The sequence below is a fragment of the Mesorhizobium loti genome (assembly GCF_003148495.1).
GTDB classification, from domain to species: domain Bacteria; phylum Pseudomonadota; class Alphaproteobacteria; order Rhizobiales; family Rhizobiaceae; genus Mesorhizobium; species Mesorhizobium loti.
This window is the reverse complement of record NZ_QGGH01000005.1, coordinates 284293-307868: the sequence shown is the minus strand read 5'-3', so window position 1 is coordinate 307868 and position 23576 is coordinate 284293. Positions and strand designations below refer to the sequence as shown.

Genomic DNA, 23576 nt, shown 5'->3' with positions numbered 1-23576 from the left:
GATGCCAAATCTTGACGGGGCAAAGCTCGACGCCATCACGCTTTCGGTCCTCCAGGCAGCCCTGCAGCAGGTCTGCGACGAGATGGACCTGACCTTTTCGCGCGCCGCCTTCTCGCCGGTCATCGCCGAGGCCAACGACCGCTCCGACGGCATCTATTCCGCCGTCGATGGTTCGCTGATCGCGCAAGGAAGCCAGGGCCTGCCGGTGTTCGTCGGCGTCATGCAGTATTCGACCAGGACGGTGATCGAAATGATCGCCGATGGCCGCTGCTTGGCCCCAGAGCCCGGCGACATCTACATCGTCAACGACCCCTATCTCGGCGGCACCCATCTGATGGATGTGCGCTTCGCCATGCCGGTCTACCGGGACGGCAAGATCTTCTGCTGGCTGTCCAATACCGGCCATTGGCCCGATATTGGCGGCTCGGTGCCGGGCGGGTTTTCAGCCTCGGCGACCGCAGTCGAGCAGGAAGGGCTGCGGCTGCCGCCGGTCAAACTGTTCAAGAAGGGCGTGCTCGATCCGGAGATCTACGCCATCATCTGCTCCAACATCCGCGTTGCCGACCAGCGCATCGGGGATATCCGCGCCCAGGCCGCCGCACTGCTGATCGGCCAGGACAGGCTCAACGGAATCCTGGATCGTTACGGAGATGAAACTGTTGTCGAGGCAATCGCCGAACTGCGCCGCCGCGCCGCCGAACAGATGCGCGCCAACATAGCGGCCATCCCCAACGGCATTTACCGTTCCAAAGCCTTTGTCGATTCCGACGGGGTGGTCAACGAGCCGCTGACCATCGCGCTCGCGGTCGAGAAACAAGGCGATACGCTGACCTTCGATTTCGCCGGTTCATCAAAGCCCTGCGCCGGGCCGATGAACAGCGTGCTGGCGACCACCCTGTCCTCGGTCTATCTCGCCATGCGCCACATCTTCCCCGATGTGCCGATCAGCGCCGGCGCTTTCGAACCCCTGATCGTCAAACAGCCGGAAGGCACGTTCCTCGACGCCAAATATCCGCGCCCGGTCTCGGGTTGCGCGGCGGAAGTGTCGCAGCGCATCGCCGAGGCGGTGTTCGCGGCCATGGTGCAGGCGTTGCCGGAGAAAGTGACGGCGGCTCCCGCCGGCTCCAGCGGCAATTTCGCGCTCGGCGGCAACGACCCGGCGCGCGGCCGCGACTACGTCATGTACCAGATCTCCGGCGGCGGCTATGGCGGCAATTCAGGCCATGACGGCCTGACCAATGGCTGCTCGACCATCGGCATCTCGAAATCGCCGCCGGTCGAGATCATGGAACAGGCATTCCCGGTGCTCTACCGCCACTATGCCTTGCGTGAAGGCTCGGGCGGCGCCGGCAAGCATCGCGGCGGCTTCGGGCTCGCATATGAGGTCGAGATCCTGCGCGGCGACGCCCGTGCCTCCTTCGTCATGGATCACGGCCGTTTCGGCCCGCAAGGTGCACTCGGTGGCAAGGACGGCGCGGTCAATACCGTGATTGTCTTCCGCAACGGTGAGGAGCATGTGCCGCCGCACCTCTCCAAGGAGCAGGACATCGCGCTCAAGGCCGGCGACCGCGTGCGCGTCGGCACGCCGGGCGGCGGCGGCTATGGCGATCCGCGTGAGCGCGACCCGGACTTGGTGCTGCGCGACGTGGCGCTGGGATATTATACGTCAGAGGAAGTCAGCGAAAAATTCGGCGTTGTCCTGTCGGCAGGGGAGTTAGCCATCGATCGGACGGCGACGGACAAGCAGCGCGCCGGCTAACGCACCACCAATCGTGAGGGCTTGGTCCGCTCGCCGCGCCGTGATCGCCGCAGCGCATGTCGTTTCCGTCTCCGCCGGGGGCACGAAAGCCCGTAGACTTCTCCGGTCAACGGAGATCTCGAACATGCGTCTTTTCGGTCGTTTCGTGCTTGCCGCTTCCGTCGCCCTCACGCTGGCCACGGGTGCTTCCGCCCAGGACAAGAAGCTCAGGATCGGCACCGAAGGCGCCTATCCGCCCTTCAACTACGCCAGTGCCGACGGCACGCTGGGCGGCTTCGACATCGACCTCGGCAAGGCGCTGTGTGCGCAGATGAAGGCCGAGTGCGAGTTTAGCGTACAGGATTTCGATGGCTCCATACCGGCGCTGCAGGCCGGCAAGTTCGACGCCATCATCAACATCACCATCACGCCCGAGCGGGCCGAGAAGGTCGAGTTCACCCACAAATACTACCAGACGCCGCCGGCCATCGCGGTGCCGAAAGATTCCACCATCGCAGGCACCTCGCCGGACGATCTGAAAGGCAAGGCGCTCGGCGTTCAGACCGCGACCATCCATCAGAAATTCGCCGAGCAGAAATACGCAGGCTCGACCGTCAAGGCCTATCCGACCGGCGACGATGCCCGCACCGACATGGCCAATGGCCGGCTCGACGCGATGATGGACGGCTCGATCATCCTGACCGAATGGCTGAAGAGGCCCGACGGCGCCTGCTGCAAGCTGCTCGGCACCCTGACGGCCGATCCGGCCATTCACGGCCCCGGCGTCGGCATTGCACTGCAGAAGGGCAACAAGGAGCTGGCCGACAAGCTCAATGCGGCCATCGACGCGCTGCGCGCCAACGGCAAGTACAAGGAAATCAACGATAAATATTTCTCGTTCGACGTCTACGGCAGCTGAGACCGTTTGGAAACTCTACTCTGGCGGCCATCTGAAGGCGGTTTCTGCGCCTCCTCGTTCTACTGCGCCGCAGTAGAACTGGGCTCACGGACCTGAATGTCCGCTGCGCTCCGGTTCTCGAAACCACCATCATATGACTCGCCAGAGCGAATTTCGAAACGGTCTCCGGATCGCAATGAATGATGGAGACTTTCTTGGCTGAGCGGCGTTCCCCTTTCTACAGCAGCATCGTTGCCGTGGGCGCGACCATGGGTCGGGTGGGTGGCGATTTCATCTCCGCGAAGTATTATTCCGGCATCGCCGACGAGCATCTGAACACCCGCCAAAATGTCGGCGTGCAGGATCTCAGTACCATGGGCAAGATGGACATCAAGGGGTCGGACGCCGAGGCGCTGGTCAACCATGTCATCGTCAACGATGCCGCCGCCATGAAGCCCGGACAGGTCCGCTATTCCACGGTCTGCCGTGAGGATGGCGGCATCATGGACGACCTCACCGTGTACCGCCTGGCGCCGGAGCATTTCATGCTGGTGACAGGCTCGGTCAACCGCCTGAAGATGCTGCCCTGGCTGTTGCATCATGCGCAGGGGCGCAAGGCCTATGTCACCGACATCACCGCGGCCATCGCCTTCCCGACCATCCAGGGTCCGCGCTCGCGCGAACTCCTGAAAGCGTTGGTTGCGGATGCCGATCTGGATGGGCTGAAGCGCTGGTCGTTCACGTCAGGTCATATCAACGGCACGCGTGTGCTGATCTCGCGCACCGGCGTGACCGGCGAACTCGGCTTCGAACTGTTCGTGCCGGCCGACGAGGCGACCTCGGTCTGGGAGGCGCTGATGCGGACCGGCCGGGACTTTGGCCTGAAACCCTATGGCGTGCTGGCAATGTTCACGCTCGGGCTGGAAAAGGCCTATCCGGCGCATGGCATCGACATGGACGAGAGCCGCACGCCGTTCCATGTCGGCCTCGACCGCTGGATCAAGTTCGACAAGGGCGATTTCGTCGGCCGCGAAGCGCTGCTCAGGGTTCGCGATAAGGGCCTCGACGAGCAATGGGTCGGCCTGATCCTCGACGGCGACAGGCCGGCCGCGACCAATGCCCGGGTTCTGGCCGACGGCGAGGATGCCGGCATCGTCACTTACAGCGACCACGGTTATTCCTTCGGCAAGGTGCTGGCCACGGCGCATCTGCGGCTTCCCTTCACGGCCATCGGCACCGAACTCAGCATCGACATCGACGGCAAGCCGACCCGCGCGGTCGTGGCGCCGATACCGTTCTTCGACCCCGAAGGCGTTAGGTTGCGCGGCTAACTCGGCTTGCCCCGGAAATCATTTTGGTCTCTCCTCCGGGGTTATGATATGGTCTCCAAATGAAGTCTCCTAGCTCAAGAGCCAGCCGTTCAGCCAAGACCGGCCAGTTCGTACTGACCAGCGCGCGCGGCGAGAAAATCAGCGCCGTGGAAGGCATGACGTTGTCGCCTCGCATGGCGAAATTACTCGCCCAAGGCGTACGACACGGACTGTCCGGCGATGAGCGGCGTTCGCTCATCAAGGAAGAAATCCGCAAGAAGAAATAGACGTTGGTCTACGCCGCCGAGTTCGATCCGCTGTGCTACCCCGGTACGACGGTGCTCATTAACCTGCTGGACATCCGCGACCAGGCCGAACTTGATGAAGTCGAACTCGCCCTTTTCCTGACTCGCGCTGACGAGCCCTTGCCGGCAGGCGAACTCGACTACCGTCACTACCTTGGCCTGCATCGGCACTTGTTCCAGGATGTATATGGCTGGGCCGGTCAGGCGCGCACCATCCGCATCGGCAAGGCCAGCAGTTGGTTTTGCTATCCCGAACACATCGCCAGCGAGATGGCGCGGGTGTTCCGCGAGCTAGGCAACCCCGACCGCTTGGCCGACCTCGACGGCGGCGGCTTTGCCAAGCACGTGGCCCACATCGTCGCGGAGATCAATGCCGTGCATCCGTTTCGCGAAGGCAACGGCCGCACCCAACTCACCTTCCTTGCCATGCTCGCCGAGCACGCAGGCTTCACGTTCAACGCCGACATGCTCGATCGTGATCGCGTGATTCAGGCCATGATCGACAGTTTCGTTGGCTCCGAGGCGCCACTGGAGGCCCTCATCGAAGACATCATTCGCCAGTCTAGTTAGCCGGCTCCGCCTACCCCCGCCGATCCAGCCGCGCCACCAGCCGGTCACCCACCCACTGGATGCCGCAGACCAGGATGATCAGTACGATGACCACAGCGATCATCACGGACGTCTCAAAACGCTGGTAGCCGTAGCGGATGGCGAGGTCGCCGAGGCCACCGGCGCCAATCGCGCCGGCCATGGCCGACGCGCCGATCAGCGTCACCAGTGTCACCGTGAAACCGGCAACGATGCCTGGCAGGGCTTCGGGCACCAGCACCTCGCGGATGATCGTCCAGCGGTTGCCGCCCATGGCGCGCGCCGCCTCGATCAGGCCACGGTCGACCTCGCGCAGCGACACTTCGGCGATGCGCGCATAATAGGGCGTGGCGGCGATCGACAGCGGCACGATCGCCGCCCAGGTGCCGATCGAGGTGCCGACGATCAGCCGGGTCACCGGGATTAGTGCCACCAGAAGGATGATGAAGGGCACCGAGCGGAAGCCGTTGATGACGGCACCGAGCGCCCGGTTCACCCACAGGCTTTCAGCAATGCCGCCGCGTTCGGTGGCAATCAGGGCCAGGCCGAGCGGCAGGCCGAAAACCAGCGAGATAAGGCCGGAGGCGGCCGTCATCAGCACCGTCTCCCAGATCGAACGCAGCAGAAGTTCAAACAGGATGGGCGACATGGCCAAGCACCTCCACCCGCGCCTGGCGGGCCTTCAGGAATGTGATGATGTCAGCGAGATGATTTGCATCGCTGCCGGGAACCGAAAGGAACAGCGTGCCGACCGGCTGATGCTGGATATGGTCGATGCCGCCATGGACGAGGCGGAAGGCGCCTGGAACAGCCGTGGCAAGGTCGGACAGCAAGGGCCCGCTTGCCGCCTCGCCGGCCACGTCGACGCGCAGGATCGTCTCCGCGCCGGCTGCCGGCAGCAGCCGGGCTGCCAGCTCGGCCGGCAGCTGCGGCCGGATGGCGCCGAGCAGGCTTTTTGTGATGTCCGAGCGCGGGTCGGCAAACACCGACCAGACCGGGCCTTCCTCGACGATACGTCCGGCGTCGATCACGGCAACCCGGTCGGCGATCGAGCGGATCACCTCCATCTCATGGGTGATCAGCAGGATGGTCAGCCCAAGCTGCCGGTTGATGTCCTCGAGCAGTGCGAGGATGGAGCGCGTCGTCTCCGGGTCGAGCGCCGAGGTGGCTTCGTCCGACAAAAGCAGTGCCGGGCGCGCGGCAAGCGCCCGGGCGATGCCGACGCGTTGCTTCTGGCCGCCCGACAGCGACGCCGGATAGGCTTTTGCTTTCTCAGACAGGCCGACGAGATCGAGCAGTTCGGCGGCGCGCTTCAGTCGCTCGGCTTTCGGGCGGCCCTCGATCTTCAGCGGCAGCGCCACATTGTCCTCGACGGTCTTGGCCGACAGCAGGTTGAAATGCTGGAAGATCATGCCGATGCGCCGCCGCAACGGCTGCAGGTCGCGCTCGCCAAGCCGGCTGATCTCGCGGCCTTCGATGAACACCTCGCCGGAGTCAGGCCGTTCCAGCCCGTTCAGGCAGCGGATCAACGTCGACTTGCCGGCGCCGCTGCGGCCGATAATGCCGAGGATCTCGCCCTTGCGCACCGTCAGCGACACGCCGTCGAGCGCCGCCGTCACACCGAAGCGGCGCTTCAGTTCGACAAGGCGCACGACGTCCTGAGACGCCTCGGCTCGTGCCTGGGTCGGATCGGTGGTGTCCCCGGATGCCGTGATATGCTGGTTCATTCGTGTTCCTGTTCTCGCCATCCGAAAACGCAATCGCGGCCCGCGCCTGAGCGCGGACCGCAGTTGCTCTCGAGCCGGGCTTCCGGTCGAGGATCGGATCAATAGGCGCTGAGGCCGGTGCCCTTGTAGACCTTGTCGAACTCGGCCTTCACCGCCTCATTCTGATAGGACGCGACCAGCGTCTTCACCCAGGCCTCGTTCTCGTTGCCGACCTTCACCGCGATGAAGTTGCGGTAGGGATTATCGGCGATCGGCTCCTGCGCGATGCGGTTTTCCGGCGTCAGGCCGCTTTTCAGTGCCCAGTCGGTGTTGACCACGGCCGCGTCGAGATCCTCGACCGAGCGGCCGACAATGCCGGCGTCGAGCTCCTTGATCACCACCTTCTTCGGGTTCTCGGCGATGTCGGCGGTGGTGGCCAGAATGCTGGTGCCGTCCTTCAGCTTGATCACCCCCTCGTTCTGCAGCACGCGCAGCGCGCGGCCTTCATTGGAAGGATCGTTCGGCACGCCGATGACAGCGCCCTCGGGCAGGTCGGCGACCTTGGTGTATTTCTTCGAGTAGAGGCCGATCGGCCAGACGCCGGTATAGCCGACGCGGACGATGTGGTACCCTTGAGTCTTGATCTGGTTGTCGAGATAAGGCTGGTGCTGGAAGGCGTTGGCGTCGATCTCGCCGCGCTCCAGCGCCTCGTTGGGCTGGGTGTAGTCGTTGAACACCACGGTCTCGATAGAGAGGCCCTTTTCGGCCGCCTGAGCGACGACGACCCGCCAGACATCCTCGTCCTCGCCACTGATGATACCGACCTTGATCGCCTTCTTGTCCTCAGCGAGCGACGCGCTGGGCGCCATCAGGCTGCCGATCGCGACGGCCGATGCGAACAGCAGAGCCAAGCCGCTGCGCCGGTTGACGGTTGACCAAAGGGAAGATGGCAAAGTGTTCTTGAAGTCGGACATGATTGATCTCTGCGGTTGTGAAGTCATGGCAGCCAGGCGGATTGCCTAGCCTTGGTCACATCCTCAGAAATTCTATCGATTATATCAAAGAACGCGTTTCGCCGTTCTCGTCAAAGCCGGGAATATTCTCTCAAAAATTTCGAGAACGGGAGCACAAGACGCCATCGGATCGACCGCGGCGGCTGCGCTGCGATTCCGGTAGTCTCTGGAGAAGGCGTCGATATCCATATGCAGGCCGAGCGCTTTGCCGGTGACCGCAGCACGGCCAGTGGCGACGCCGAGTCAAGTCTTGCATCGGGCTGGGCGCAACGATACGAGATGGAAAGGTCGGGTTTTGGCGCACGGTCCGTGCTGAAAAAACCCCGTTGACGACGGCACTATTGGGGACGTTCTTCTTGCTGCCTGAAAACACCCGTCGTTCCCTGCCACTGGCGCTGCTTCATGCCCGCGAAGCGGTGATGGCACGGTTTCGGCCGATGCTTGCGGCGCATGACGTGACCGAGCAGCAATGGCGTGTGCTGTGTGTGTTGAGTGAAGCCGGCTCGGTCGAGGCAACAGAGCTTGCCGATCGCGCATCGGTGCTGCCGCCCAGCCTGACGCGCATCATCAAGGCGCTCGAGGGACGCAAATTCATCACCCGCAACAAGGCGGAAGGCGACGGCCGCCGCGTCGTGCTGACCATTGCGCCTGCCGGTTCCGCCTTGATCGACGCCCTGTCGCCCGAGCGTCGCGTCATCTATGACGACATCGAACAGCGTTTTGGTCACGAGAAGCTTGAACAGTTGCTCGACCTCCTGGAGAGCTTGATCGACGGCGAGAGCTGACCGTTCTCCGGTCCCTTGCGGCCCGCATCCGGTACGACTGCACCCCGATGCGAGCCCATTTCCGCCATGGCGCGTTGGCTTCCCGGCCGCCGGCCATGATGCAGCCATGGCCACTTTTTCGTGAAGCTGAACGGGTTGATCCGATCGCCTGTTTGCCTAGGTAAAAGGAGCGGCGGGCGTCACGCAAATCTGCAATCGGGCAAATCCTACAATCGGTATGACATTTTCCTGTATTCGAAAGCTTGCCCTTCCTGTTCTCTTCGTCGGCGTCCAGTCTTCCTGCGTCATTCCCGACGATACGTCGCGCATCGCCAAGGTTGACCCCACGGTGGCGGCGGCTCGCAAGGAGATGGTCGGCCTTAGTGAAGCCGACGTTCGAATGTGCGCGGGGTTTCCGACTGCCACCGCCGACGCTGGCCGATCGGGCCAGATCTGGACCTATAAGCGCATCGTTCAACGCGGCAATCTCAGCATTGTCGTCCCGACCCTAGCGGTCGGCGCTATCCCGGCGGTCGGCGGCTCCGTCAATGTCGCTCCCGGCGGATATTGCGACACGCAAATTCGCATGGTCTACGGCCGCGTCGCCGAAGTTGCCTACGCCGGCGACAACAATTTGCCCAACAGGCGCGACGCGCTTTGTGTCAGCACGGTGGACGCCTGTGTGGCCTATGCCCGCCAACACAGTCAGAGGCCGGCGGCCAGATAGCTGGCGGCAACGAAACAGCGATGGCAGGCCGTGAGTGTGGCACGTGGATAGGGCTTGACTGACCGCCTGTACCGAATAGGTTAGTGATCGGAAAAATACCGGCTCTGATCGCCGGGCGGCAAGAATGCCTCGTATGCCTCGCCCCTCCGGCGCTGGCTGCGGGGCATTGTCATTTTGGGGATCTGTTTGAAACGGCGCATCGAGATCGGCATCCTGTATTCCCGCTCGGGGAGCTACCAGCTCATCTCCGATGCGTGCCGTATGGGCGCCATGCGCGCGGTCGCCGACATCAATGCCGACCGCCAGCATGGCATCGAGCTGGTGCCGGTCGAGCGCGATCCGCAAAGCAATGCGGATCGCTACGCGACGCTCTGCGAGGACATCTTCAAGACCAGCAGCGCCCGCCATGTCGTCGGCTGTGTCACCTCCTGGAGCCGCAAGGAGACGATCCCGGTTCTGGAGAAAGCCGGTGGCATGCTCTGGTACGCCTGCCCCTATGAGGGCTTCGAGGCCAACGAGCACGTCGTCTACATGCACGCTTGCCCCAACCAGCATCTGGTGCCGCTGATGGCCCATGTCGTGCCGCGCTTCGGCGCCAACGGTTTCCTGCTCGGCTCGAACTATATCTGGGGCTGGGAGATGAACCGCGTGGCGCGCGACCTGATCGCCGATGCAGGCGGCAAGGTTCTGGGCGAGCGCTATCTGCGCATCGGCGAGACCGACGTGTCGCGCCTGATCGCTGAAATCCGGGCCACGCGGCCGAACTTCATCCTGAACAATCTGATCGGCACCTCGTCCTACGCCTTCCTGGCGGCCTATCGCGACTTGGGCGACGAGGATCCGGCCTTCCGCCCCGAAGCCTGTCCCGTCATCTCCTGCAACCTCACCGAGGGCGAGCTGCCGGCGATCGGCGAATCCGGAAAAGGGCATTTGTCGGTCGGGCCGTATTTCGCGCCGCGCCCGGCCGCCTTCGCCTCGTCCTTCGAGGCCTCCGCCTATGCCTCGGTGCAGGTCATGGCTGACGTGCTCTCCCGCGATGCCGAAGCCGGTCCGGCGGAATTCTCCAAAGCCTTCGCCGAACGGCGCTTCTCCACTCGGCTCGGGCCGATCGCCATCGACGCCCACTCCCAGCACGCGACATTGCCGGTGATCATTGGGCGAATTGCGGACGGCTTCTTCGAGGTCGTCAGCCGCGAGGACGAGGTCGCGCCGGACCCGTATCTGTCGCGCTACGATCCTGCAAAAACATTCGGCCGTCCGCGCCTCAGGGTGGTGTCGTGACCAGGGCGCCACGCATTCCCAATCTCGGTGGCGCCAGGGCCTTCATCCTGCATCGCCCGCACCCGACGGTGCAGGCGATCACCCGGCAATTGTCGGCCATCGGCCTGATCACGCTGGATTGCTGGCCGGAACTGCCGCCCGAGGCGCTGGCGGCCGATTTCGTCTTCTTCGACGCCGATCTCGGCTTTGACGAGCAGTTCCCGTGGAAGCCGGGCGAGGCGCCGATGCCGCTGGTGGCGCTGATCGGCTCGGAGGCACCCGGCCGCATCGAATGGGCGCTGTCGCACAAGGCCGACGCCCAGCTCCTGAAGCCGGTCGGCAATGCCGGCGTCTACAGCGCGCTGCTGATCGCACGCCAAAGTTTCGAGGCGCGCAAACATCTGGCCGGCGAGATTGCCTCGCTTCGCCAGCGTGTCGCCGAGCGCCAGACCATCGTGCGCGCGGTGACCGCACTGTCGAAAGGCACCAATGACGACCGCGCCTATGCGCAACTGCGCTCGCTGGCGATGAGCTGGCAGATCAGCATCGAGGATGCCGCGCGCCGGATCGTAGCGATGACGGAAGAGGAAGGCGGCGATGACCAGTCCCATCGCGCCTGATCTCACCGCGCCAGGGCGCATGCCGGTCAAGCCGCGCGCCGGCGTCTGGCGCCGGCTGGTCAGGCGCCGTCTGGCGCTACTCGGGCTGGTGATCGTCACCATTGTCGTTGCCGGTGCCGTGCTGGCGCCATGGCTGACCGGCTATGATCCCAACGAGCAGATGTTCGACGGCCTGACCATCGAGGGCTCGCCCTTGCCGCCGGATGCAAAATTCTGGCTGGGCACCGACCTGCTCGGCCGCGACCTGCTGACCCGCATCCTCTACGGCGCCCGCACCTCGCTGATCATCGGCATCGTCGCCAATGGCGTGGCGCTTCTGATCGGCACGCTGGTCGGCGTTGTCGCCGGCTATTTCCGCGGTTGGATCGGCAGCGCGCTGATGCGCTTCACCGACCTGATGATGGCCTTTCCGGCACTGCTGCTCGCCATTTGCCTGGCGGCGGTGTTCGAGCCCAGCCTGTGGATCGTCGCCATGGTCATCGCGCTGGTCAACTGGGTGCAGACCGCACGCGTCATCTACACCGAGACCAGCTCGCTGGCCGAACGCGAGTTCATCGATGCCGAGCGCACCATCGGCGCCAGCGCACCGCGCATCCTGTTTCGCCACATCCTGCCGCATCTGCTGCCGACCATCATCGTCTGGGGCACGCTCGGCATTTCCACCACGGTGCTGCTCGAGGCGACGCTGTCCTTCCTCGGCATCGGCGTGCAGCCGCCGACGGCGTCCTGGGGCAACATCATCTTCGAGAACCAGACCTACTTCCAGGCCGCACCCTGGCTGGTGTTCTTCCCCGGTGCGGCGATCCTGGCGCTGGCGCTGGCCTTCAACTTGATCGGCGATGCGCTGCGCGACATCCTCGATCCGACGCAAAGGGGCCGGGCATGATCGCCTATCTCGGCCGCCGTCTGATCCAGTCGCTGCTCATCCTGCTCGGCGTCTCGCTGATCACCTTCGCGCTGCTCTATCTCCTGCCGGCCGATCCGGTGCGCCAGATCGCCGGCCGCAGCGCCACGCCGCAGACGGTCGAGAACATCCGCCAGCAGCTCGGCCTCGACCAGCCGTTTATCGTCCAGTATTGGCGCTATCTGGTGAAGCTCATCAGCGGCGATCTCGGCCGCTCCTACATCCAGCGCTCCGAGGTCACCGAGCTGATTGTCTCGCGGCTCCCAGCCAGCCTGTTGCTTATGGTCGGCGCCATCCTGTGCGAGCTGCTGCTCGGCCTCAGCATGGGTCTCATCGCCGCCGTCAAGCGCGGCACCGCTACAGACCAGACGCTGATGGTCGCCTCGTTCGTCGGCGTCTCGGCGCCGCAATTCGTCGTCGGCCTGCTGCTGCTCTACGTCTTTGCCGTACGGCTGAGCTGGTTTCCGATCGGCGGCTACGGCACCTGGCGCCATCTCGTTTTGCCATCGCTGACCATGGGCATCCTCGGCGCCGGCTGGTACGCGCGCATGATGCGCTCGTCGATGATCGACGTGCTGCGCCAGGATTACGTGCGCACCGCCCGTGCCAAAGGCCTGGCACGCGGCACCATCCTCTTTCGCCATGCGCTGCCCAACGCCATCCTGCCGGTCATCGCCATGATCGGCATCGATATCGGCATCTTCATGGGCGGCATCGTCGTCGTCGAAAGCGTGTTCGGCTGGCCCGGCATCGGCCAGCTCGCCTGGCAAGCCATCCAGCGCGTCGATATCCCGATCATCATGGGCGTCACGCTGGTGTCGGCCTTCGCCATCGTGCTGGGCAATCTGCTGGCCGACATCATCGCGCCCTTTATCGACCCCCGCATCAAGCTCAGATGAAAACAGGACATGACTGAAACCAAACAGAGAAAGGGAACATAAAAATGAAAAAGTTTCTCGCATCCACAGTGGCGGCATCGGCGCTGGCGCTGATGCTTGGCATGACAAGTGTTCGCGCCGAGGACGCCATCGATCCGAACGCCAAGCAAGGCGGCGCCATTACCATCACCTACAAGGATGACGTTGCTACGCTCGATCCGGCGATCGGCTATGACTGGCAGAACTGGTCGATGATCAAGAGCCTGTTCGACGGGCTGATGGACTACGAGCCGGGCACCACCAATTTGAAGCCCGACCTCGCCGAAAGCTATGAGATCTCGCCCGACGGCAAGACCTTCACCTTCAAGCTGCGCCATGGCGTGAAATTCCACAACGGCCGCGAAATGACCGCCGACGACGTGAAATATTCGCTCGACCGCGTCACCAATCCGAAGACTCAGAGCCCAGGCGCCGGCTTCTTCGGCTCGATCAGGGGCTATGACGACGTCGCTGCAGGCAAGGCGGAAAGCCTCTCCGGCGTCACCGTCGTCGATCCCTACACGGTCAAGTTCGAGCTGACCCGCCCCGATGCCACCTTCCTGCATGTCATGGCCATCAACTTCTCGCATGTCGTGCCAAAGGAAGAGGTCGAGAAATACGGCGCCGATTTCGGCAAGCATCCGGTCGGCACCGGCGCCTTCAAGCTTGCCGAGTGGACGCTCGGCCAGCGCATCGTCTTCGAGCGCAACCCGGACTACTGGCACAAAGGCTTGCCGCATTTGGACAAGATCACCTTCGAGATCGGCCAGGAGCCGATCGTGGCGCTGCTGCGCCTGCAGAAGGGCGAGATCGACGTGCCCGGCGACGGCATTCCGCCGGCCAAGTTCCAGGAAGTGATGGCCGATCCCGAGCAGAAGGCGCGCGTCGTCGAGGGCGGCCAGCTGCACACCGGCTACGTCACCATGAACACCACCATGGCGCCGTTCGACAACGTGAAGGTGCGCCAGGCAGTCAACATGGCGATCAACAAGGCTCGCGTGATCCAGATCATCAATGGCCGCGCGGTGCCGGCCAACCAGCCGCTGCCACCGTCGATGCCGGGCTACGACAAGGAATACAAGGGCTACCCTTATGACGTCGCCAAAGCCAAGGCGCTGCTCGCCGAAGCCGGCCATCCTGATGGTTTCGACACCCAGCTGTTTGCCATGAACACCGATCCCAACCCGCGCATTGCCCAGGCGATCCAGCAGGATCTGGCGGCCATAGGCATCAAGGCCAGCATTCAGTCGCTGGCGCAGGCCAATGTCATCGCCGCCGGCGGCGACAAGGCCGGTGCGCCGATGATCTGGTCGGGCGGCATGGCCTGGATCGCCGACTTCCCGGATCCGTCGAACTTCTACGGCCCGATCCTCGGCTGCGCCGGTGCGGTGCCGGGCGGCTGGAACTGGTCGTGGTACTGCAACAAGGATCTCGACGCCAAGGCGGCCGAGGCCGACTCGGTCGTCGACCCGGCCAAGGCCGGCGAGCGCGACAAGATGTGGAGCGCCATCTACGACAAGGTGATGGAGGACGCACCCTGGGCGCCGGTCTTCAACGAGCAGCGCTTCACCATGAAATCGGCGCGCATGGGCGGCGCCGACAACCTGTATGTCGACCCGGTCCATATCCCGATCAACTACGACAATGTGTACGTAAAAGATGTGCAATAGCTGCGACTACACCATCCACGGGCGCCATCATCATTTCGGCTGGGACAATTCGTTTGCCCCGGCCGAGCGGGTGGCGCCCGGCTCGACCATCGAGTTCCAGTGCCTCGATGCAGGCGGCGGTCAGCTGAAGCCCGACAGCACGGTCGCTGACATCGCCAAGCTCGACTTCGGCCAGATCAATCCGGTCACCGGGCCGATCTTCGTCGAGGGTGCGGAGCCGGGCGACGCGCTGAAGGTGACGATCGAGCTGTTCAAACCGTCCGGCTTCGGCTGGACGGCGAACATTCCCGGTTTTGGCCTGCTCGCCGACGACTTCAAGGAGCCGGCGCTGAACATCTGGAAGTATGATGCCGCCTCGCTCGAGCCGGCACTGTTCGGCAAGAATGCGCGTGTGCCGCTGAAACCCTTTGCCGGCACCATCGGCAACGCACCGGCGGAAAAGGGCCACCACTCGGTGGTGCCGCCAAGGAGGGTCGGCGGCAACCTCGACATCCGCGATCTCGCTGCCGGCACTACGCTCTATCTGCCGGTGGAAGTGGCCGGCGCGCTGTTTTCGGTCGGCGACACCCATGCCGCGCAAGGTGACGGCGAGGTCTGCGGCACGGCGATCGAGAGCCCGATGGATGTCGTACTCAAGCTCGACCTGGTCAAGGATGCCAGGCTGAAGACGCCGCGCTTCACCACGTCGGGCCCGGTAACGCGCCATCTCGACGCCAAGGGCTATGAGGTGACGACCGGCATCGGACCGGACCTGATGGCCGGCGCCAGGGAGGCGGTTGCCCAGATGGTCGACCTGCTCGCTGGCCGTTACAAGATCGATCCGGTCGAGGCCTATATGCTGGCCTCGGTGTGCGGCGATCTCCGCATCAGCGAGATCGTCGACATGCCGAACTGGGTGGTGTCGTTCTACTTCCCGCGCTGCGTCTTCGAATGACCGCAGGTGCGGGCAAAAAGCGGACCGGGGCAGCTGCTCCGGTGACGGCGGGACCGGTGCTCGACATCGCCGGCCTGTCGGTCAGCGTGCGCGGCGAGGACGGCGAGCGCGAGGTCGTCTCCGACCTGTCGCTGACGCTGGCCCGCGGCGAGACGTTGTGCATTGCCGGCGAGTCCGGTTCCGGCAAGTCGATGACCGCGCTGGCCATCATGCAATTGCTGCCACAGCCGGCGGCGCACATTTCCGCTGGTAGAATCCGTCTCGGCGACACCGATCTGGCTGATCTCGACGACCGCCAGATGCGCCGCATTCGCGGCGACCGCATCGCCATGATCTTCCAGGAGCCGATGACCTCGCTCAACCCGGTGCTGTCGATCGGCCGGCAGCTGACCGAATCCATCGAGGCGCATACCAGCCTGTCACAAAGCGAGGCCCGACAGCGCGCCATCGAAGCGTTGAAGGCGGTGCGCATTTCGGAAGCCGAAAGCCGGCTAAAGCAGTTTCCGCACGAACTGTCTGGCGGCATGCGCCAGCGGGTGATGATCGCCATGGCGCTGGCGCTCGAGCCCGACGTGCTGATCGCCGACGAGCCGACGACGGCGCTCGACGTCACCGTGCAAGGCGAGGTGCTGGAGCTGCTGCGTGACCTGCAGCGCCAGCATGGCACCAGCGTCATCCTGATCACCCACGATATGGGCGTCGTCGCCGAGATGGCCGACCGCGTCATCATCATGCGGCACGGCCGCATGGTCGAGGAAGGGAAAACTGCCGACATCTTCGCCCGGCCGCAAGCCGACTACACGCGCGAGCTGCTGGCCGCCGTGCCGCGCATCGGCAGCGGCGTGGGGCGGCAGAAATCCAGGGATGCCGAGGCGGCGACGCCAGCCAATGTCGCCGAGGTCAGAGACCTGCATGTCCGCTTCGACCTGCATGGCGGCTTCTTCGGCAGGGTCAACCGCCGCGTCCACGCCGTCGAGGGCGTCAGCTTCTCGATCGCCCCCAACGAGACGCTGGCGCTGGTCGGAGAATCCGGTTGCGGCAAGTCGACCATCGCCAAGGCGCTGGCCGGGCTGGTGCCTTACAGCGGTGACATCGTCATTGGCGGGCGCAACCTGTCCGGCCTTGGCCGCGACGAGCGCAAGGCGGTGCGCCGCGATGTGCAGATGATTTTTCAGGACCCCTACGCCTCGCTCGACCCACGCATGCGCGTCGGCGACCTCGTCGCCGAGCCGCTGCTGATCCACGGCATCGCGTCGAAGGATGAGCGCAGTCAGCGTGTGGCGGCACTGTTCGAGCGCGTAGGCCTGTCGGCCGACCAGATGGAGCTCTACCCCCACGAATTCTCCGGCGGCCAGCGACAGCGTGTCTGCATTGCCCGCGCGCTCGCGCTGCGGCCGAAACTGATCATCGCCGACGAAAGCGTCTCGGCGCTCGACGTCTCGGTGCAGGCGCGCGTGCTCGATTTGTTGAAGGAATTGCAGCGCGAATTCGGCGTCGCCTACCTCTTCATCTCGCACGACATGGCGGTGGTCGAGAACATCTCCGACCGCGTCGCCGTCATGTATCTCGGCCAGATCGTCGAGATGGGCACGCGCGACCAGCTCTTTTCCAACCCGCGTCACCCCTACACCAGACGGCTGATCGAAGCCGTGCCGGTGGCCGATCCGGGCAAGCGAAGAAGCCGCTTCGCCCGCCTCGACCAGGAAATCCCGAGTTCGACGCGAAAGATCGGCGAGACGCCTGCGAGACTGGTGCTGAGCGACGTCGGTGGCGGACATCTTGTTGCTGCTGGAAGCTGAGGTCGCCACCCCAGACCGTGGGGCTGCATCCGCCTTCGGAGGACACAGCTGCAATCACGCGATTGCGATCTTGACCGGTCCACGCACCACGGCATTCGCCAAGCGGCTGCCGTCGATCAATTCCTGGTGAGCCCCTGATACGGCGTCGTATTCAGGATGTAGGCCACCTCGGTCCGGTTCCGGGCGCGAAGTTTCTTCATGATATTGCGGACATGCACCTTGACCGTGCTCTCGCACATGTTGAGTTCATAGGCGATGATCTTGTTCGCTTTCCCTCGACGCAGGGCTTCGATGACCGAGATCTGGCGTGACGTGAAAACGTTGTCGTCTTGCGACTGCTGTTTGCCCGTTTGCTGGCCGTCCTTGGCGTTTTGCGCCGATTGGTAAAGGACACTCGGTGGGATGAAAATCCCCCCTGCCGCCACAAGATGAATGGCCTTGGCCGCGACCTGCAAGCTGACGCTCGTCGGAACATAGCCTCGCGCGCCTTTTTCGATCGCCTTGAGAATATCGTCAAGATTTTCGATATCGGCCAGGATGATGGCATTCACCGAAGGTCTGGTGGCCTTGAGATGGGCGATCCGGGCAAGATGGTGGTCCGCTTCGGAATTTGACCACATAACGCACATCAACACCGTCGAGATCCTTTGGGTCTCATCCAGGCTTGCCGCATCGAAGGCTTCGATGCTCGAGAAATGCTGGAAACGAAACGCTGGTTCGAAAACCGCCAGGCCCCTTGCCAGGCAGTCGCACATCAGCGGTCGATCATCGACAATCGCGATCTCGATATCCGCCGCTATGGATGGCGGTGGGCTATCAGGATCGATATCAAAAGCGCACAGGCTTTGTTGAGCCGTCTCATATGGTTGAATTGTTAGCATGACTCCACCCCTTTGTCGGATCTCGCCCCCGCGGGGCTTGGCCTCTACTCCACTGTTTTAGCTCCTCCTTACTAAACTTGGATTCGAGGCAGACGTATGTGAAACAAAGCACACGACTGGGCGAATTCGATTCCGGCCCGATATGCTGACCCGGTGAAGGACGATCTGTTCTACCCAGCAGACCCATCCACCGCAGCAATCGGGCACGCCAACCAACTTGGCGCGAAAATTTTGCGGCGGTGCCCCGACGCGCTTTAGATCGCGTCAGGCTTTCCCGGGACCAGGTGCAACTTTCTACTAAAGTAACGGTTATCGCGGTGCCGGGCGATGGTTACCATCCACGGATGTGCTTATCTCCGACGATCGCATCCGTCGACATTTCGCCAGGTGACACACCACAAGGGAGGAAGTTTAGACAATGAAGCTATCCCATTTCGTTTCGCCACATCATGGCGCCGCGGCTCCATGGACAACCCCTGGCCTCGTATTCTACAGAGCGGCTGTGGGCACGCGCCACACGAGTCGGACGCGGGCGGCGGTTTCAATCCAAAGGGAAGAGCATGAGCATTCGGTCGATGATGATAGGGGCAGCCGCCCTGGTGGCGGTTGGGACGTTCGCCGTGCACGCGCAAGCCGAAGGGTTCGAAAACATCGTGCTGTCCGCAAGCAAGGACGCAAAAGAGACTCAGGCGACATTTGCGCCGGATACGGCCAACATCTTCCTCTCCGCCGATCTGACCGACGCGGTGGCCTCGGGATCGAAGCTCACCGTGAGTTGGATTTCGTTGGATTCAGGCGGTGTCGCGCCAGCGAACTACAAAATCGACGAGGTCAGCTTCGAAATCGGCATGATCGAAAACCATGTCGACTCCTCGGTGAGCAAGCCGGATGCCGGCTGGCCGGTCGGCACCTATCAGGTGCAGATCGCCGTTGACGGCACGGTGAAGGAAGCGGTCGACTTTTCCGTGAAGTGACCGGGGCACGCCAGGTGCCGCCCGTGCTCCCGAGTAGGCGTCGCAGCCCCGTCATCGACTGTGGCGCGAGAAAAACGCGCCTCGGATGTACTTTCGATTAGGCAAGCCTTGCCGATCCCATTGCCGCTGGCGCGAACTCGGCGCCGACGGCGACGCTTGGTTCCGACTGCAGCTCGGCGAAGTGGGTCCGAATATTCTGTCCGGCTTCTTTAGAAAGCTATAGACCTCGATCAAATCAATGCGACTGCTTGAGAGACCTGGGGCAATCGCGACAATCGCCCTGTCGGAACGGGTGAGCACTGCTTTGGGCAAATCGTGATGCGCGCATTCTTTCGATTGGTTGCCGTTGTGATCGTGGTGTCCGGCATGGCCGGTTGCACCAGCATTTCCTACTACGCGCAATCCGTGGAGGGTCATCTGCAGATCATGACGGCACGCAAGGATGTCGCAAAACTGATCGAGGATCCTTCGACGCCCAAGGCATTGCGCGCCCGAATGGCATCGGCGAGCGCCATACGACAGTTCGCAACAGATGAACTGGCGCTGCCCGACAACAATAGCTACCGCAGCTATGTTGATATCGGTCGGGACTCGGTGACATGGGCTGTCTTCGCCGCGCCGGAATTCTCGCTGACGCCGCGAACATGGTGTTTTCCCGTTTTCGGCTGCGTCCCCTACCGGGGATATTTCTCCAGGAAGTCTGCGACTGAAACCGCTGTCGAACTTCAAGGACAGGGAATGGACGTCTATGTGACGGGCATCACTGCATATTCCACGCTTGGCTGGTCAAGTGACCCGCTGCTAAGCACGATGTTCAGCCAGGATAAAACCTATCTTGCAGGGTTGGTTTTCCATGAACTCGCCCACCAGCGCGTCTACGTCAACGGCGATTCCGCATTCAATGAGGCGTTCGCTGTCGCCGTCGAAACAACCGGCGTGAGAAAATGGCTGCGCGCGGCTGGCGATACCGCGGCATTGCGCCGTTACGAAGCCGCCCGGAGGCGCAAAGCTGAATTTCTTGCGCTTGTCTCCCAGACCCGGGACGAGTTAGCGCAAGTCTACTCCAACTCCGGTAACTCGGAGCAAAAGCTGGCCGCAAAGACGGCTGCGATTGAACGGCTGCGGATGCGCTACCGACACATGCGCGACAGGCGCTGGGGTCGATACCGGGGATACGATGCCTGGTTCGCTTCCCCAATCAACAACGCGAAGCTTGCCGCGACTGCTGTATATGGTGAACAGGTTCCGGCGTTTCTGCACGTGTTCGACTTGTGTTCGGGCGACTATATCAGGTTCTATGCGTCGGTTCGACGGATTGGCGCACTGGACGAAGCTCACCGTGCCGAAGCACTTGCGGCGGCAGATAGATGCTATTGAGCAGGTCAAATGTGAAGGCCTGAAACGAGACCAGAGGCGGGCTGAGGCGTCCACCATCTGCCGCTCCCTTTGGAAGGCTGCTGATAGACGCCGCCAGTCACCCCGCGTCGCTTAGCCGGAATTCGTCGCCGAGCAACCGTTCGTTGGGATCGATCGGACCCAAGCTCTTTACGACCCGGAATCGACCGCTTTGGGCCTGCGCGATATACATGTTCATGCAAACATGGTGCTGGCCGGGTACCATTTCAGCCGGTCCGCCAGGGCCTTCGCTTATGCGTGCGTGATCGAGTGCCCGGATGACTGCGTCGCGCTCCACCGTGCCGGCCTCCTTCACGGCCGCTTCCCACATCCTGATCGCGCGGTAGTGACCGGTGCAGCCGCTGCCTGCGGTCAACATGGCACTGCCGGGGTATCGATCCTGGTAGCGACGCAGGAGAGCTCGCCCAAATGGGTCGTCGAGTTCCTGGTAGTAGTCGAGACAGCTGTAGAGACCCTCGATCTGCTCGGACGGCACAAGGTTGAAGAAGTTCTCGTCGAAGTAGGTGCAGACGATCTTGCCGCCGCGCTTGCCGAAACCGGCCTCGTGCAGTTCTTCGAAGAACGGTGTCAGGCCCGGCGGCACGATGGTATTGAAAACCACATCGGTGCCGCTCGCCATGATCTGCTGTGCCGTCCGCCTGAAATCGATGGTGTCCAGCGGAAGATACTCCTCGCCAACGATCTCGCCCCCATTGGCGCGCACCACCCGGCTCGCGGCCTTGTTCAGCACATGGGGCCAGATGTAATCGGACGACGGCAGATAGAACTTCTTCGCGCCGGTGCTGTTCATGAGCCATGGTATCAATGGCTCGACCTGCTGCGCGGGGACGGGTCCGGTGCAGAAGATCAGGGGATGGTTTTCCTGCCCCTCGTACTGCTCGGTGTAGATGTAGAGAGTCTTGCCCCGCGTAACCGCCTCGCTTTTGATGGCCTGGCGGGTCGAGCTGTAGATGCCGCCGACGACCACATCCACCATGTCGACGTCGATCAGTTTCGCGGTCCTTGCCTTGGCGACGTTGTCGATGGTTTCGCCGTCCTCGATGACAAGCTCCAGCGGTCGGCCGAGCAAGCCGCCCCTGGCGTTGATATCGTCGACGAGCATGGTGGTGAGGTTCGCATTTGCGACGCCCATGAAAGACAACGGGCCGGTGAGTTCGGCGATAAGACCGATCTTGATGGGTTTCGGATCCATTTGATTTCTCCAAATCAGGGGGTTCGTCGGGCGCGCCGCCGCCGGGCGGCAGGCGGCGCATGGCGAGGGGAACTCAGGCCTCGTAGTGGCCGAGCAGCAGTGCCGCCTGCGGCTTGCCGACATGGCCGGCTTCCTGCAGGATCGCGGGCACCTCAGGATCCGACACGAAATTCTTCCAACCCTCGGCGTCCCAGTCGAAGATCGCCCAGACGCGGTCGGGCTCGCTGGGGTCGCGGAAGACGGTCGCACCGTTCGAGCCGTGCAACCGGCGCTTGTCGGCGCCCTTGGTTGAAAAGATACGGATGAAGTGGTCGACGTCAGCCACTTTGGTCGTTGCGAGAAGCATCTGATTTCCTCCTGTCGGTCGCGGCCACCATTGGTCCGTCGACAGGATCACGATGCGCGCCCGCGAACGGGCGCACATGGGGTGGATTCCCTATGCCTGCGTTTCTCCCGGCCGGATAAGGCCGTGCTCGACGGCATAGAGCACTGCTGCGGCGCGGGTGGTCACACCAATCTTGGAATAGACGTTCTGGATATGGTGGTCCGCGGTCTTGGGCGAGATATCGAGCTTGCGTGCCGCCTCTTTCGCCGTGAATCCGGCAGCGATAAGGCGCAGCACCTCGATTTCGCGCGAAGTCATGCCGGCCAGCGCCCGCGGCAAGGCCCGGCGCGACTGCTGCCCCGCGAAGGACAACACGGCCTCTGCCGCGTCGGCGCACATACAACCGTCACGCACTGCGGCGCGCAGCTGTATGGCCGCCGCCTCGCTGGACAGCGCCTTGCGGTGGGGACGTTCCTCTCGCGACGTTTGGAACGCTTCGGCAGCGGCCAGGATCCGTGCTGAAGGCGACAGGTCGGAGCCACCGACCTTACGGTGATAGCCCGAGCCATCCAGGCGTTCGTGATGACGAAGCACGAGCGCGGCCATCGCATCGCCCTCGCGGCCGAACGATGCCAGCGCGCGTTCGCCGTAATAGGCATGCAGTTGCGCCGCGTCACGCTCGCGCACCGACAGCGGTCCGTTTCGCATCCAAGTCGCCACCGGCACCACGAGTTCGCCAATATCGTGGATACAGCCGGACCAGCGCAACGCGCGCAGGTCGGCGGCGGGCAGCTTCATTTGTCCCCCGGCTCCCTCGGCCAGCTGCGCCACCATCCGCGAATGGCCATAGGTAAGCGGCATGCGCATGTCGATCATGTCGGCGATGGCGAGGAACGCCTCGTCGCAGGCTGCTTCGTCCAGCATCACCGGCGGATCGGGTTCGAGCGCCAGGATCGTCTCACGGTCGACCGTCGCGCCGATGCCGTCCATCAAGGCCCCCGCGTTAGCCGAGACGAGCCGGGCCAGTTCCGCTTCGTATGGGCCATCGCCTCGGCTGGCTACGGTCTCAGCCATCCCGTCGATGCCGACGGCATCGCAGAGCGCAATCACATCCTGCGCCAGAGTGATCAGGCGCACGGCCGGCAGCACATCCTCGCCGCTCAGCCCTCGCGGCAGACCTTTGCCGTCCCAGCGCTCATAAATCTGCCCGAGATTGCGCCGGATCTCCTCGGAAAGGCCAAGCCGTTGGCCGATCCGCTGCGCGACCTCGCAATGCGCGGTGAGCACCGGGCGAGCCACAGCGAGCGCCTGCGACATCGCGGCCTCGATCGCCCTGGCTTGCGCGTCGGGTTCGAGATCGTAGTAGAACCGCTTGAAGGCCTGCACGAAGACCCTCCCCAGTTCCGCACGATTGCCCATGTCGAGACCGACGAGATCCTGGCGAAGCGCTATTTCGTCCCCAAAGGTGGCCGACAGAAGGTCCGTATCGGCATTGCAGCCGACGTAGCGCAGCATCGACTGGTGGTAGGCATTGCGCCGAACCTCATCGGAAACACCCGCAAGCTCGGCGATGCGCATTGCAAGCACGCACGATTTCAGCGCGAAGTCGCGAGAATGACCAGTGGCGAGGTCCGA

Annotated in this window: 24 protein-coding genes; 17 read left to right on the top strand and 7 right to left on the bottom strand. The window is 63.3% G+C overall.

The genetic code is table 11. The features are described 5' to 3' along the window. The first annotated feature begins 1 nt into the window (after window position 1). From C8D77_RS21300 to C8D77_RS21280, 5 genes are all read left to right on the top strand, one after another. Complete coding sequence (locus tag C8D77_RS21300) at window positions 2–1759, top strand: hydantoinase B/oxoprolinase family protein (protein ID WP_109667436.1); 1758 nt, start codon at window positions 2–4, stop codon at window positions 1757–1759. 124 nt (window positions 1760–1883) lie between these two features. Beyond that, a complete protein-coding gene (locus tag C8D77_RS21295) occupies window positions 1884–2657 on the top strand; it encodes an ABC transporter substrate-binding protein (RefSeq protein WP_109667433.1) in 774 nt (257 codons plus the stop codon). A gap of 179 nt (window positions 2658–2836) precedes the next feature. Beyond that, window positions 2837–3967: an aminomethyl transferase family protein gene (locus C8D77_RS21290; protein ID WP_109667430.1), complete on the top strand. Its 1131-nt coding sequence runs from the start codon at window positions 2837–2839 to the stop codon at window positions 3965–3967. Between the two features lie 59 nt (window positions 3968–4026). After that, window positions 4027–4233 carry a hypothetical protein gene (locus C8D77_RS21285; protein WP_109667427.1) on the top strand — a complete coding sequence of 69 codons (207 nt, stop codon included), beginning with the start codon at window positions 4027–4029 and terminating at the stop codon, window positions 4231–4233. A 3-nt stretch (window positions 4234–4236) separates the two neighbouring features. Next, window positions 4237–4821, top strand: coding sequence for a Fic/DOC family protein (locus tag C8D77_RS21280; protein ID WP_109667423.1), 585 nt, complete (start codon window positions 4237–4239; stop codon window positions 4819–4821). Between the two features lie 10 nt (window positions 4822–4831). Here C8D77_RS21280 and C8D77_RS21275 read toward each other — a convergent pair whose 3' ends face one another. The 3 genes from C8D77_RS21275 to C8D77_RS21265 all read right to left on the bottom strand — a co-directional run bounded on the left by C8D77_RS21275 (window position 4832) and on the right by C8D77_RS21265 (window position 7519). Continuing rightward, on the bottom strand, window positions 4832–5488 hold the full coding sequence (locus tag C8D77_RS21275) for a methionine ABC transporter permease (RefSeq protein WP_109667779.1): 657 nt from the start codon (window positions 5486–5488) through the stop codon (window positions 4832–4834). Next, window positions 5469–6566, bottom strand: coding sequence for a methionine ABC transporter ATP-binding protein (locus C8D77_RS21270; protein ID WP_109667420.1), 1098 nt, complete (start codon window positions 6564–6566; stop codon window positions 5469–5471). The genes C8D77_RS21275 and C8D77_RS21270 overlap by 20 nt, the downstream gene beginning before the upstream one ends. Window positions 6567–6664: 98 nt before the next feature. Then, entirely contained in the window at window positions 6665–7519 is an 855-nt protein-coding gene (locus C8D77_RS21265; RefSeq protein WP_109667417.1) for a MetQ/NlpA family lipoprotein, read from the bottom strand. Window positions 7520–7570: 51 nt separating this feature from the next. Between C8D77_RS21265 and C8D77_RS37285 the strand changes: the two genes are divergently transcribed. The 10 genes from C8D77_RS37285 (at window position 7571) to C8D77_RS21220 (ending at window position 17153) form a co-directional block, all read left to right on the top strand. Continuing rightward, window positions 7571–7888, top strand: a complete 318-nt coding sequence (locus C8D77_RS37285) for a hypothetical protein (protein ID WP_146211795.1) — start codon at window positions 7571–7573, stop codon at window positions 7886–7888. Between the two features lie 26 nt (window positions 7889–7914). After that, the gene (hpaR, locus tag C8D77_RS21260) at window positions 7915–8343 is read left to right on the top strand and encodes a homoprotocatechuate degradation operon regulator HpaR (RefSeq protein WP_109667414.1); all 429 of its coding nucleotides are present in this window, start codon (window positions 7915–7917) and stop codon (window positions 8341–8343) included. Between the two features lie 217 nt (window positions 8344–8560). Continuing rightward, a complete protein-coding gene (locus C8D77_RS21255) occupies window positions 8561–9049 on the top strand; it encodes a hypothetical protein (RefSeq protein WP_109667412.1) in 489 nt (162 codons plus the stop codon). Between the two features lie 186 nt (window positions 9050–9235). Then, window positions 9236–10330, top strand: a complete 1095-nt coding sequence (locus C8D77_RS21250) for a transporter substrate-binding protein (RefSeq protein WP_109667408.1) — start codon at window positions 9236–9238, stop codon at window positions 10328–10330. Beyond that, window positions 10327–10929, top strand: a complete 603-nt coding sequence (locus C8D77_RS21245) for an ANTAR domain-containing response regulator (protein ID WP_109667405.1) — start codon at window positions 10327–10329, stop codon at window positions 10927–10929. The genes C8D77_RS21250 and C8D77_RS21245 overlap by 4 nt, the downstream gene beginning before the upstream one ends. Before the next feature lie 19 nt (window positions 10930–10948). Beyond that, window positions 10949–11815 carry an ABC transporter permease gene (locus C8D77_RS21240; protein WP_206438805.1) on the top strand — a complete coding sequence of 289 codons (867 nt, stop codon included), beginning with the start codon at window positions 10949–10951 and terminating at the stop codon, window positions 11813–11815. Continuing rightward, on the top strand, window positions 11812–12732 hold the full coding sequence (locus C8D77_RS21235) for an ABC transporter permease (protein WP_109667400.1): 921 nt from the start codon (window positions 11812–11814) through the stop codon (window positions 12730–12732). Before C8D77_RS21240 ends, C8D77_RS21235 begins: the two co-directional genes overlap by 4 nt. A gap of 44 nt (window positions 12733–12776) precedes the next feature. After that, a complete protein-coding gene (locus C8D77_RS21230) occupies window positions 12777–14420 on the top strand; it encodes an ABC transporter substrate-binding protein (RefSeq protein WP_109667397.1) in 1644 nt (547 codons plus the stop codon). Beyond that, window positions 14410–15354 (top strand): acetamidase/formamidase family protein, encoded by a 945-nt coding sequence (locus C8D77_RS21225; protein ID WP_109667394.1) that lies wholly within the window; start codon window positions 14410–14412, stop codon window positions 15352–15354. The genes C8D77_RS21230 and C8D77_RS21225 overlap by 11 nt, the downstream gene beginning before the upstream one ends. After that, window positions 15351–17153, top strand: a complete 1803-nt coding sequence (locus C8D77_RS21220) for an ABC transporter ATP-binding protein (RefSeq protein ID WP_109667392.1) — start codon at window positions 15351–15353, stop codon at window positions 17151–17153. Before C8D77_RS21225 ends, C8D77_RS21220 begins: the two co-directional genes overlap by 4 nt. 116 nt (window positions 17154–17269) lie before the next feature. Here C8D77_RS21220 and C8D77_RS21215 read toward each other — a convergent pair whose 3' ends face one another. Then, window positions 17270–18034 (bottom strand): response regulator transcription factor, encoded by a 765-nt coding sequence (locus tag C8D77_RS21215; protein ID WP_109667389.1) that lies wholly within the window; start codon window positions 18032–18034, stop codon window positions 17270–17272. Window positions 18035–18483: 449 nt separating this feature from the next. Here C8D77_RS21215 and C8D77_RS21210 point away from each other — a divergent pair, with 449 nt between their 5' ends. Then, complete coding sequence (locus tag C8D77_RS21210) at window positions 18484–19008, top strand: hypothetical protein (RefSeq protein WP_245951847.1); 525 nt, start codon at window positions 18484–18486, stop codon at window positions 19006–19008. A 318-nt stretch (window positions 19009–19326) separates the two neighbouring features. Then, complete coding sequence (locus tag C8D77_RS21200; protein ID WP_109667384.1) at window positions 19327–20385, top strand: aminopeptidase; 1059 nt, start codon at window positions 19327–19329, stop codon at window positions 20383–20385. Between the two features lie 97 nt (window positions 20386–20482). Here the strand turns inward: C8D77_RS21200 and C8D77_RS21195 are convergent, their stop codons facing one another. From C8D77_RS21195 to C8D77_RS21185, 3 genes are all read right to left on the bottom strand, one after another. Further along, window positions 20483–21616, bottom strand: coding sequence for a substrate-binding protein (locus C8D77_RS21195; RefSeq protein ID WP_109667381.1), 1134 nt, complete (start codon window positions 21614–21616; stop codon window positions 20483–20485). A gap of 73 nt (window positions 21617–21689) precedes the next feature. After that, the gene (locus tag C8D77_RS21190; protein ID WP_027024197.1) at window positions 21690–21962 is read right to left on the bottom strand and encodes a hypothetical protein; all 273 of its coding nucleotides are present in this window, start codon (window positions 21960–21962) and stop codon (window positions 21690–21692) included. A 90-nt stretch (window positions 21963–22052) separates the two neighbouring features. Then, the gene (locus tag C8D77_RS21185; protein ID WP_245951846.1) at window positions 22053–23519 is read right to left on the bottom strand and encodes an HD domain-containing phosphohydrolase; all 1467 of its coding nucleotides are present in this window, start codon (window positions 23517–23519) and stop codon (window positions 22053–22055) included. Between the last annotated feature and the right edge of the window lie 57 nt (window positions 23520–23576).